Genomic DNA, 11354 nt, shown 5'->3' on the forward strand with positions numbered 1-11354 from the left:
GCCCCCATGGGCCGGCCGCCGCGGCGCCCGCGACTCGAACGGGGGGAACCCACCCATGCCCACGCCTCGTGAGCGGCTCGCCGACGCCCGGCTCTACCTGTGCACCGACGCCCGGAAGCGCCAGGGCGACCTGCCGGCCTTCCTCGACGCCGTGCTCTCCTCCGGCGTGGACATCGTCCAGCTCCGCGACAAGGGGATGGAGGCCGGTGAGGAACTGGAGCACCTCGCCGTCTTCGCCGAGGCCGCCCGCCGCCACGGCAGGCTCCTCGCGGTGAACGACCGGGCCGACGTCGCCCACGCCATCGGCTCCGACGTCCTCCACCTCGGCCAGGGCGACCTGCCCGTGCCCGCCGCCCGCGCGATCCTCGGCGACGACGTGCTGATCGGCCGCTCCTGCCACGCCGAGTCCGAGGCCTCGGCGGCCGCCGCCGAGCCGGGCGTGGACTACTTCTGCACCGGCCCCTGCTGGCCCACCCCCACCAAGCCCGGGCGGTACGCGCCGGGGCTCGACCTCGTGCGGTACGCGGCGGGCCTGGAGCAGGACCGGCCCTGGTTCGCCATCGGCGGCATCGACGAGACCAACCTCGACGAGGTCCTGGACGCGGGCGCCCGCCGGATCGTCGTCGTGCGCGCCATCACCGAGGCGGACGACCCGGCCGCCGCGACGGCCGCCCTGGCCAAGCGCGTCCGCGAGCGCGCCGGGGCCTGAGGCCCCGGAAGGCGCCGCCGTGGGGCGTCCGGCGCCTGTCGGGCAGCTGTCCGAAAAGGTGTCCACCACTCGGACGGGGAGTACGCGGCGCCACGCACCGCGTCTAACCTGCCAGTATGGCCCTTGGAACCGCTTCCGTCCGTTCGGACCGCGCGCGCACCGTCCGCGAGATCCTCGCGGACGGCGGCACGTCGTACTCCTTCGAGTTCTACGCGCCCCGGACCGAGAAGGGCGAGCAGGTCCTCTGGAACGCCATGCGCCGGGTCGAGGCGGTCGGCCCCAGCTTCGTCTCCGTGACCTACGGCGCCGGCGGCTCCACCCGGGGCGGCACCGTCAAGGCCACCCAGAAGATCGCCTCCGACACGACGCTCACCCCCGTCGCCCACCTCACGGCCGTCGACCACTCGGTCGCCGAGCTGCGGAACATTCTCGGCCAGTACGCCGACGCCGGAATCCGGAACATGCTCGCCGTGCGCGGCGACCCGCCGGGCGACCCGCTGGGGGAGTGGATCGAGCACCCGGAGGGCGTGAAGTACGCCGCCGACCTCGTCCGGCTGATCAAGGAGTCGGGAGACTTCTGCGTCGGCGTCGCCGCGTTCCCGGAGATGCACCCCCGGTCCACCGACTGGGACACGGACATCCGGCACTTCGTGGACAAGTGCCGTGCGGGCGCCGACTACGCGATCACCCAGATGTTCTTCGACCCGGAGAACTACCTGCGGCTCCGCGACAGCGCGGAGAAGGCGGGCTGCGAGACCCCGATCATCCCCGAGGTCATGCCCGTCGTGAACGTGAAGACGCTCGACCGGCTGCCCCAGCTGAGCAACGCCGCCTTCCCCGCGGATGTGAAAGAGCGCATCCTCGCCGTCAAGGACGATCCCGCCGCTGTACGCTCCATCGGTATCGAGTTCGCGACGGAGTTCTGCGCGCGTCTGCTCTCCGAGGGTGTCCCCGGACTGCACTTCATCACGCTCAACAGCTCCACCGCGACGCTCGAGATCTACGAGAATCTCGGACTGCACCAGCAGTCGTGACCGGTCGTACCCGCCCCTCTCCGCGGCGGTGACCGTGGAGAGGGGCGGCGGGGCATGGGGTGGACGGTCCTCTACATCGCGTTCGGCGTGGTCGCGCTGTGGCTGCTGGGGGAGGTGCTCCTCCAGTACAAGGCGCGGCTGCGCTGGCGCCTGCTCGCCTTCGGCGGCTTCCTCTGCGTCGTCCTGGGCGTCCTGCTGCCCTCGGTCCTCGTCATCGTCGCCGGAGCCGTCGCCTTCGCCGTCGGCCAGGCCTATGTGACGCTCTCCTTCCGCCGCGGCTTCTCCACCGGCTGGGCGATCGGCGGCAACCCGGGAGCGAGCCGCCGCCGCAAGGCCACCGGGCCGGCCGGGCCCACCCTGGAGGTCACCGAGGTCTCGTACGACACCCCGGACGGGGCGTACGGCGCGGAGGACGGGACCGGCCACGACCCGCACCCCGAGACCGCGGCCGAGACGACCGCCGTCTACGAGCCGCAGCCGATGCCCGAGGACACCGGCCAGTACGGCGTCTACGACGCGGGCGGCCGGAGTGCCGCGGCAGCCGGGTACGGCACGGAGTACGACCCCTACGCGTCCGGGTACCAGCAGTCCGGGTACGAGCAGCCGGCCTATGAGCACTCCGGGTACGAGCAGCCGGCCTATGAGCACTCCGGGTACGAGCAGCCGGCCTACGACTACGGCCACGACGCCGGGCAGCAGCAGTACGCCGCGTACTCCGACCCGTACATCGGCCCGGGCACCGACGGCCAGCAGTACGGCTCCTACTACGGCGACCCCTACGCCCCCTCGTACACCTACGACACCCCGCCGGGCGGTGTCTGGGTCCCGCAGCAGCGCGACAACGAGCCCGCCCCGCAGCAGCCCCAGGCCCCCTACGGCTACGAGCAGCCGCACCCGGACGACCAGCAGCAGTACCGCTACTGAGGCCGCCGCGAGCTCACTGGGAGCCGCGGAAGTCCGCGCCCTCCACGATGAGTCCGGCGACCAGCGCGCCCGACATGCCCGCGTGGGCGAGCCCGCCGCCCGGGTGCGACCAGCCGCCGGCGAAGTACAGCCCGGGGACGGGGGAGAGGTTCGCCGCCGGGAGGTACGTCCCCCCGGCGTCCGCGAGCGCGGGACCCGGGATCTCGGCGGCCCCGGTCGCCGCCCGGACGTGCTCCGGCGTGCGGACCTCGCGCCAGAGCAGCCGCTCGGCGAGCCCCGGTACCGCCCGGCCCGCGGCCTCGACCATCCGGTCGGCGAGGCCGTCCGGGTCCTCCTCGCGCCCCAGGTCCAGCATCGTCGACACCGTCACCGACTCGTGCTCCGCGTCGGGCCGCAGCCGCGGGTCGTCGGGCCGCAGCACGGTCACCGAGGGCCGGTCCCCGTCGCCGTGGACGACCGTGCGGTGCACGGCTCCGTCCTCGCGGCCCCCGCGCAGCGCCAGCAGGACCGTCAGACGGCCGGTGGACCCGTGCGCGAAGGGCGGCCAGTCGTCGCCGTGCTCCCACGGCAGGACCTGCTCGCGGTAGAGGGACGGCACCGGCGCGCCCGCGACCACGTGCTCCGCCTCCACGGTCTCCCCGGACGCGAGCCGGATCCCGGCGGCCCGGCCGGCCGCGGTCAGCAGCTCGTCCACGCACGCGTCGAAGACGAACTCCACGCGCCGCTCACGGCACCGCTCGTACACCGCGTCGGCGAGCGCCCGCAGGCCCCCGCCCATGTACCAGCTGCCGAAGGTCTGCTCCATGTACGGCAGGACGGCGGCCGAGGCCGGTGCGGCGGACGCCGGGAAGCCGTACGCCTCCGCGTACGAGTCCAGGAGGGCGACCAGCCGCGGGTCGCGCAGCTCCCGCGCGCCCACCTGGGCGAGCTTCGTCGTCGGGCGGCGCAGGAGGCCCGGCCTGAGCGCCGGGTACGGCTCGGAGGCGAGTGCCTTCCGGTCGGCCGGCTGCGGCTCCTCCAGGAGCGGGCGCCGGGTCCGGTCCCAGGCCTCGCGGGCCCGCGTCAGGAAGTCGCCCCAGCGCTCGCCCGCGCCCGCGCCGAGCGCCGCGTCCAGCGCGGCGACCGTGCCGGCCCGGGAGGCGTTCGGCAGGTCGACGCGGGTGCCGTCGGCGAAGACATGACGGGCCGCCGGGTCGACCTGCGTCAGACCGACGTACTCCTCCAGCGGCTTCTTCCCGGTCTTCACGAACAGGTCCCGGTAGACGGCGGGCAGGTGCAGCAGACCGGGGCCGGTGTCGAAGGCGAACCCGTCGCGCTCGAAGCGCCCGACCGCCCCGCCGTACGTCGACGTCTTCTCGTACACCGTCACCGTGTGTCCGGCGACCGCCAGCCGGGCCGCCGCCGCCATGGCGCCGAGTCCCGCGCCGATCACCACAATCCGTGCCATGCGGGCGAGCCTATCCGGCGCCCCCGACGGCGGCCGAAGCCCGGTGGGCGCGGGTCAGAAGTGGTCGGATCCGTCGTCCGGCGGGGCCGGGGCGCGGGGGCGCGCCCTCTGGGTCACGAGCCGTTTCTCCTCCCGGCGCTGCGACCAGCGCCGCCAGCCGCGGCGGATCTGCTTCGCGAGGAAGAACAGTATCGCCAGGCCCGCCACGAGCAGGACGCCCGCGATGGTCGCCGCCGCCACCGGGTGGAAGACCGCGAAGGTGATGACCGCCGCCACCCCGAGGTCCTCCGCGAGGCTCAGCGCGATGTTCGAGAACGGCTCCGGCGAGGTGTTGACCGCCATCCTCGTCCCCGCCTTGACGAAGTGGCTGAGCAGGGCCGTCGAACCGCCGATCGCTCCCGCCGCGAGCTCCGGCAGCGAACCGTTCTGCCCGGCGAGCAGGGCACCGACCACGGCCCCCGCGACCGGCCGGATCACCGTGTGGACGGAGTCCCATATCGAGTCGACGTACGGGATCTTGTCCGCCACCGCCTCGCACAGGAACAGCACGCCCGCCGCGACGAGGACATCGGTGCGCTGGAGGGACGCGGGCACCTCGTCGGTCAGCCCGGTCGCGCCGAAGACGCCGAACAGCAGGACCACCGCGTACGCGTTGATCCCGCTCGCCCAGCCGCTGGTGAACACCAGGGGGAGTACCGACACGCCCGCGATCGTAACCAGGACTGAGTATCCGTACCTAGAGGGCGAGATGAGTACGTGCGCGGATGGGGCCGACCGCGTCCCCGGGAGAGAGTGGTGCCCACGGAAGGGGCGCGGCTCCGGTACCGCCGGCACGGGGCTGCGGAACGGGGCCGCGTACCCGCCGGCACGGGGGTGCGAGAGAAGACGCCGGTGCGGCGAGGCTCGGGGGGATCGAGCCTCACCGCACCGGCGTTCTGCGTGCCTGCGTTCTGCGTGCCTGCGTGCCTGCGTGCGTGTCGGTGTCAGCGGCCGCCGACACGGCCGTGCAGGAGGCGGGAGAGCGCCGCGTGCACGTCGTCGAGCGAACGCTCGCTCTGGAAGGCCTGCCAGTCGAGCGCCGCCACGAGCACCATCCCGACCAGCGCCGCGGCCGTCAGCTGGACGTCGATCTCCTCGCTCAGCTCACCCGCCGCGACGGCCTCGCGGAGCACCCCCTCGACCACCGCGACGGCCTCCTGGCGGACCACCAGGAGCGTGGAGTTCCAGGCCCGGTTGGTGCGCCAGAGCTCGGCCACGTACAGCTGGGTGAAGGCCGGGTAGCGGTCGATGAAGACCAGCCCCGCCCGGATCATCGCGTCCAGCGCGTCGATCCGGCTCCCGCCGCGCACGGCGGTCTCCTCGGCCGCCGTGCGCAGGGAGGCGGTGAGCAGCGACACCCCGTGGCGCAGCAGCTCCTCGAAGAGCTCGGTCTTGCTCTTGAAGTTGTAGTAGACCGTGCCCTTGGCCACACCGGCCCGCTCGGCGATCTCGTCCACCGTCGTCGCGGAGAAGCCCTGCTCCGCGATGAGGGTGACGGCCGCCTCGTAGAGCTTCGTGCGCGTGGCCTGGCGTCGGGTGCTGCTGCTGTCCATGGCGTCGATTCTCACAGGTTCAGAGCGACAGTTCGGGGTGGAGACGGTCGAGCGTCCACACCTGCTTCCTGCGCGCCGAGACGGCGGTCAGGGCCAGGGCGCCGACGGTGAAGGCGACCAGGACCGCGCAGGCCTGCCAGACCGGTCCGGTCCCGCCGCCCGTGATCAGCCGCCGCAGTGCCTCGACCACATAGCTCATCGGCAGGAAGGGGTGCACGGCGTTGAAGAAGGCCGGGCTGGTCTGGACGGGATACGTGCCGCCTGCCGAGGTCAGCTGGAGCATCAGGAACGCGAGCACCAGGATCCGGCCCGCCGCGCCGAAGCGGGCGTTGAGCCACTGGATGATCGCGGCGAAGCAGCAGGTGACCAGGGCGAGGAAGCCGACCGTGCCGGCGGCCCGGGCCATCTGGAGGCCGAGGCCCCAGTGCAGGACCGACATCAGGGCCGCGACCTGGAGGACGCCGATCGCCGCCACGGGGAGCCAGCCCGCCAGCGCGATCCGCCAGGCGGAACCGCCCGCGGCGAGGGCGCGCCGGTTCAGCGGCTGGATGATCATGTACGCGACCATCGCGCCGACCCAGAGGGAGAGCGGGATGAAGTACGGGGCGAAACCGGTGCCGTAGTTCGGCGCCTTGTGCAGGGACTGGGAGGCCAGCTTCACCGGGTCGGCCATGACCTCGGTGCGCCGGTCGCGGTCCTGCTCGTCGTAGTCGGGGATCTGAGCGACCCCGTCCTTCAGGCCGGTGGCGAGGCTGCCCGAGCCGTCGGCCAGCTTGAACAGGCCGCCGTCCAGGTCGCCCGCGCCCTTCTTGAGCTTGCCGACACCGGTGTCCAGGCGGACCGAACCGGCCTTCGCGTCGGTGATGCCGGTGTGCAGCCGGTCCGCGCCCGCCGCGACCTTCCGGGCGCCCGAGTTGAGCTCGTTGATCTTCCGGATGGCGCCCTCGACGTCCTCGTCGAGGTGCGGGGCGCGGGCGGCCAGCTCGTCGGCCTGCTTCACGAGCTTGGCCAGACGGGCGTCCAGGGTCTTCAGGTCGTCGGTCTGGCCCTTGGTCAGCTCGTGCACGTCGTCGGCGATCGTGGCCACGTCGCCGGCGGTGACCGACGCCTTCTTGAGCTTCTCGCAGACCTTCGGGTCGAGCGGCGGGACGGTGGCGGGGGCGTCCACGCAGACCTCGCGGTGGATCCTGCCGAGGTCCTCGTCGGCCTTGTGGGCGGCGCTGCGGACCAGCGGCGCGCGCTTCACCAGGTCGTCCAGGTTGTGGCGGGCGGCGGTGGCGGAGTCGGAGACCAGACGGGCGGTGTCCCGGATCGACTTGCCGTTGTTCGCCAGGTACGGCCGGACCTTGTCCGCGGTGCCGTTGACCTTGTCGGCGAGGGCCTGGGTGCCGTTCGCGACCTTGCGGGAGCCGCTCTCCAGGTCCTTGGCGCCCTTGTCGAGCTTCTTCAGGCCGGCGGCCAGGTCGCCGCTGCCGGACTTGGCGTCGCCCAGGCCCTCGGACAGGCTCTTGGAGCCCTTCTTCGCCTTGTCCACGCCCTGCTTCAGGTCGGCCGCGCCCTTGGCGGCCTTCGCGGTGGCGTCGTGGATGTCGGAGAACGAGATGAAGATCTTGTCGAGGAAGGTGCGCGAGGACTTCGTCGAGGCCGCGGTGCGCACCTCGGAGAAGACCGTCCGGGAGATCTGGCCGACGATGTAGTTGTTGGCGTCGTTCGTCCGGACCCGGAGCGCGCCGGTCTCGGGGGAGTCGCCCGAGCTGGAGGCGATGCGGCTGCTGAAGTCGCCGGGCATGGTCAGGGACAGGTAGTACGTCCCGTCCTCCACGCCCGCGCGTGCCTCGGCGTCGCTCACCCGGTGCCACTCGAAGGTCTCGCTCTCCAGGAGTCCCTCGGTGATGTCGGCGCCGGCGTTGATCTCCTTGCCGCCGGCGGTGGCGCCCCGGTCCTCGTTGACGAGGGCGACGGGGATCTTGTCGAGCCTGCCGTACGGGTCCCAGAACGAGTACAGGTACAGGGCGCCGTACAGCAGGGGCAGCAGCAGGATCGCGACGAGCGCGGCGCGCGGCAGCTTTCCCCTGCCGAAGCGCTTCAGCTCAAGCGCGGCCAGTTTCGGCGAGCGCATCGGCCGCCCCCTCCTCGGTCGTGGCGTCGGTGGTGTCCTCGGCCGCCGTCTCCCCGGCGGCGGTCCGGTCGGCGGGCGTGCCGCCGGATGCGGTGTCCCCGGCGGCGCCGTCTTCCCCGGTGCCGTCCGTGGAGGCCGCGGGTGCCGCGGCGGTGCCGTCTCTCCCGGTGCCGTCCGTGGTGGCCGGTCCGGGGGCCGCGGGTGCCGCGGTGGTGCGCGCGCCCGAGAGCGTCGTGACGCGCAGGGCGTCCTCGGGGGCCTCGCTGCAGACGGCGAGGACCGTCGTCCCGGCGGCGGCCAGCGAGCGCAGCAGCGCCCAGGCCTCGGCGCGGTCGGCGTCCGAGAGCTTCAGGTCCGTGTCGTCCACCGCGAGCAGCCGGGGGCGGCCGATCAGGGCCAGGGCGATCGAGAGCCGCAGCGCCTCCAGGCGCTCCAGGTCCCGTACGGAGGTCCGCTCGCCCTTCGGGAGGGCGTCGAGGTCCAGACCCGCGGCCCGCACGGCCTCCTCGATCCGGGCCCGGGCGGTCGCGGAGCGCTCGGCCGGGCGCCGCAGCAGCGCCCGCACGGAGCCGTCGAACCGGCGCTGGAGCAGGGCCCGCTCGCGCAGGTGCTCGGCGACCGTGAAGGCGGGGTCGAGCTCGCTGACGCCCGGGACCTGGCCGAGCGCGGTGATCCGGCGCACGGCGGCCATCCTGCGGGGCAGGGGGAGACCCCCGACCTCGGCGTGGCCCTCCTTGGGCTTCATCCGGCCGGTGAGCGCGAGCAGCAGGCAGGTGCGCCCCGATCCCGACGGGCCCTCGATCGCCACCAGCGCGCCGGGCTCCGCGCGGAACGAGACCTCCCGGAAGGCCCATCCGCGCGGGCCCTTCAGTCCGAAGCCGTCCGCGACGACGGCGGCGCCGTGCGGCTGCTCCTCGGTTTCCGCGCCCACGGACTCACCCCCCATTCCCCTTTTTGAACTGACCAGTCAGTTCAAAAGTTACCAACGGGTTGGGTTTCAGGCAAAACCCCAGGTCAGAGCGATTGTCAGTGGGGCCGGGCACGATGAACACATACGGCCACAGCGCCGTCACGCGACGACAGGAGGCTCGTCATGGCCGGCCCACCCGCAGCAGCCACGCCCCGCCGCCGTCCCCTCCCCGGGGAGACCGGACCCGGGTCCGGAGTCCACCCCGTCCCGCGCCGCTCCGCGGCCCCGCCCGCCGCCCTCGACCTGCTCGCCAAGTCCCGCGCCGGACTCGCCGAGGCCGCCGTCCTCGACCGCCCCCACGAGCGGTACGCCACCGCCCACCTCGCCGCCCTGCGCGCCGCGGCCGCGGTGCTCGCCGCCCGGGCCAGGCCCGACACCCGGCCCCGCCACCGGCAGCGGATAAGGAGCACCTGGGAGCTCCTGACCGACCTCGCCCCGGAGCTGACCGAGTGGAGCGCCCTCTTCGCCGCCGGGGCCCCGCGCAGAGCCCGCGCCGAGGCCGGCATCAGCAGCGCCGCCACCCGCCGCGAGGCCGACGACCTCCTCCGGGACGCCGCGCACTTCCTCTCCCTGGTCGAGCGGCTGCTGGCCCTCCCCCCGCCCCCGCCCCGCCGGCCCGGTGCCGACGAGTCCGGAGGATGATCCGAAAGCCGGGGGCGAGGCCATAGGGTGGGGAGCGTCCGTACCCGTCACCGAGGAGTCAACAGCCGTGCCGGACCCTTCCCCTGTCTTCGGTCGAGAGGCGTCGTCGCGTCCGTCGCGCGCCTCCCTGCGTACCGCCGTCGTCTGGGACGTCCTCAAAGACGCCCTGGACCGCCGGGTCGAGGCCACCGGGAAGGACGGGCTCGACGTCCTCGACACGGGCGGCGGCTCGGGCAACTTCGCGGTGCCGGTGGCCCGCCTCGGCCACCGGGTCACCGTCGTCGACCCCAGCCCCAACGCGCTCTTCGCACTGGAGCGCCGGGCCGCCGAGGCCGGCGTCGCCGACCTCGTCACCGGCGTCCAGGGCGACATCCGCGGCCTCTTCGACGTCGTCGGGCGCGAGGAGTACGACACCGTGCTCTGCCACGGCGTCCTGGAGTACGTCGACGACCCCGCCGAGGGCGTGCGGAACGCCGTCGCCGCGCTCCGCGCCGGCGGCAGCCTCAGCCTGCTCGCCGCCGGGGTCGGCGGCGCCGTCCTCGCCCGCGCGCTCGCCGGCCACTTCACCGAGGCCCGGCACGCGCTCGACGACCCGGCGGGCCGCTGGGGCGCCGGCGACCCCGTGCCCCGGCGCTTCACCGCCGAGCAGCTCACCGAGCTCGCCGACGGGGCCGGACTCGCCGTCGGCGCCGTCCACGGGGTCCGGGTCTTCGCCGACCTGGTCCCCGGCGTCCTCGTCGACACCGAGCCCGGCGCCGCCGAGGCCCTGCTGAAGCTGGAGGCCGCCGCCGCCGAGCTCTCCGCCTTCCACGCCATCGCCACCCAGCTGCACGTGCTCGGCGAGAAGCGGGCCTGATCAGGACGGCCACCCGTTCGGCGGTGCGGGCCGCGGTGTGCCATGGAGTACGCCACAGCCCGCCCGATGAACGGCTCCGCCCCGTATGATCGGGGGACACCATCCGGCATGACGGACAAGGGGCTGGGGAATCAACGCCTCAGCAACCGATCCGCATGGCGGCCCGGATTGGCTATTCGGCATTGAGGGCGGGTTTCACGGGGGCGATTCCCTGCCTATCCTGAAAGGGCCGCAAACCGGTCGCCCCCGCGACCGACGACTAGGAGGACTCCGTGCCGCTCTCGGAGCACGAGCAGCGAATGCTCGAGCAGATGGAGCGAGCGCTGTACGCCGAAGACCCCAAGTTCGCGACAGCGCTCGAGGGAAGCGGACTGCGTACGTACACCCGGCGACGGGTTTACCAGGCAGTCGCCGGCTTCCTGGTGGGTATCGCGCTCCTCATGGCCGGAATGGTCGCACAGCAGATCTGGATCAGCGTGGTGGGTTTCCTCGTCATGCTGGGCTGCGCGGTCCTGGCGGTCACCGGATGGCGCAGGGCGCCGAAGCCGGGTGAGCAGCAGACCAGAGGCGGGACGGCGGCCGGTGGCCGTCAGACCCGGCAGCGACGCTCCATGATGAACCGGATCGAAGCGCGGTGGCAGCGTCGCCGCGACGAGCAGCAGGGTGGCGGCCACTGACGGCCCCTGAGCGGTAGCCCCGCCCCCGAACCCGAGCCCCGCAGAGCCCGCGCCTCCTGGCGCGCCCTCTGCGGGGCTCGGTCGCGCACCGACACCTGCGACGGCCTTCGCCCCTGCCTGTGGGGCGCCTCGCCCGTGCCGAGCCGTCGCCTGCTGCCCGTGTGGGCCTCTCGCCGCTGCCCGTGTGGGCAATCGTCCCGCTGGGGCGGGACGGGTGGGCACACGGGACGGCGCGCTTAAGCGGCGCCTCCGCGTTCTGTGCCTGGACCCGCACCACCGGGTGCTGCACCTGTCGGTGCGGGTTCAGGCGCGGGAGCCTGGGCGCGGCACGGGGCGCCGTTCCGTTGTGCCCACCCGTTCCGCCCCAGCGGAACGATTGCCCAC

Annotated in this window: 11 protein-coding genes; 6 read left to right on the plus strand and 5 right to left on the minus strand. The window is 73.6% G+C overall.

Features of this window, described 5'->3' with window-relative positions:
• Window positions 1–55: 55 nt before the first annotated feature.
• The 3 genes from thiE to ACFV2S_RS37570 all read left to right on the plus strand — a co-directional run bounded on the left by thiE (window position 56) and on the right by ACFV2S_RS37570 (window position 2667).
• Complete coding sequence (gene thiE / locus ACFV2S_RS37560; protein WP_385570754.1) at window positions 56–709, plus strand: thiamine phosphate synthase; 654 nt, start codon at window positions 56–58, stop codon at window positions 707–709.
• Between the two features lie 116 nt (window positions 710–825).
• Window positions 826–1743: a methylenetetrahydrofolate reductase [NAD(P)H] gene (gene metF / locus ACFV2S_RS37565; protein WP_383798814.1), complete on the plus strand. Its 918-nt coding sequence runs from the start codon at window positions 826–828 to the stop codon at window positions 1741–1743.
• A 54-nt stretch (window positions 1744–1797) separates the two neighbouring features.
• Window positions 1798–2667 carry a hypothetical protein gene (locus ACFV2S_RS37570; protein ID WP_385570757.1) on the plus strand — a complete coding sequence of 290 codons (870 nt, stop codon included), beginning with the start codon at window positions 1798–1800 and terminating at the stop codon, window positions 2665–2667.
• A gap of 13 nt (window positions 2668–2680) precedes the next feature.
• Here the strand turns inward: ACFV2S_RS37570 and ACFV2S_RS37575 are convergent, their stop codons facing one another.
• The 5 genes from ACFV2S_RS37575 to ACFV2S_RS37595 all read right to left on the minus strand — a co-directional run bounded on the left by ACFV2S_RS37575 (window position 2681) and on the right by ACFV2S_RS37595 (window position 8756).
• On the minus strand, window positions 2681–4114 hold the full coding sequence (locus tag ACFV2S_RS37575; protein ID WP_385570760.1) for a phytoene desaturase family protein: 1434 nt from the start codon (window positions 4112–4114) through the stop codon (window positions 2681–2683).
• A 54-nt stretch (window positions 4115–4168) separates the two neighbouring features.
• Window positions 4169–4816 (minus strand): DUF4126 domain-containing protein, encoded by a 648-nt coding sequence (locus ACFV2S_RS37580; protein WP_385570762.1) that lies wholly within the window; start codon window positions 4814–4816, stop codon window positions 4169–4171.
• A 281-nt stretch (window positions 4817–5097) separates the two neighbouring features.
• Entirely contained in the window at window positions 5098–5706 is a 609-nt protein-coding gene (locus ACFV2S_RS37585) for a TetR/AcrR family transcriptional regulator (protein ID WP_385570764.1), read from the minus strand.
• A gap of 19 nt (window positions 5707–5725) precedes the next feature.
• Window positions 5726–7825: a YhgE/Pip family protein gene (locus tag ACFV2S_RS37590; protein ID WP_385570766.1), complete on the minus strand. Its 2100-nt coding sequence runs from the start codon at window positions 7823–7825 to the stop codon at window positions 5726–5728.
• Window positions 7797–8756, minus strand: coding sequence for an ATP-binding cassette domain-containing protein (locus ACFV2S_RS37595; RefSeq protein ID WP_385570768.1), 960 nt, complete (start codon window positions 8754–8756; stop codon window positions 7797–7799). Before ACFV2S_RS37595 ends, ACFV2S_RS37590 begins: the two co-directional genes overlap by 29 nt.
• Window positions 8757–8918: 162 nt before the next feature.
• Between ACFV2S_RS37595 and ACFV2S_RS37600 the strand changes: the two genes are divergently transcribed.
• From ACFV2S_RS37600 to ACFV2S_RS37610, 3 genes are all read left to right on the plus strand, one after another.
• Window positions 8919–9437, plus strand: a complete 519-nt coding sequence (locus ACFV2S_RS37600; RefSeq protein WP_385570770.1) for an SAV_6107 family HEPN domain-containing protein — start codon at window positions 8919–8921, stop codon at window positions 9435–9437.
• Between the two features lie 67 nt (window positions 9438–9504).
• On the plus strand, window positions 9505–10293 hold the full coding sequence (locus tag ACFV2S_RS37605; RefSeq protein WP_383800714.1) for a class I SAM-dependent methyltransferase: 789 nt from the start codon (window positions 9505–9507) through the stop codon (window positions 10291–10293).
• Window positions 10294–10565: 272 nt separating this feature from the next.
• On the plus strand, window positions 10566–10970 hold the full coding sequence (locus tag ACFV2S_RS37610) for a DUF3040 domain-containing protein (protein ID WP_383800717.1): 405 nt from the start codon (window positions 10566–10568) through the stop codon (window positions 10968–10970).
• Window positions 10971–11354: the final 384 nt, after the last annotated feature.

It is taken from the genome of Streptomyces sp. NPDC059695 (genome assembly GCF_042733785.1).
Taxonomy (GTDB): Bacteria; Actinomycetota; Actinomycetes; order Streptomycetales; family Streptomycetaceae; genus Streptomyces.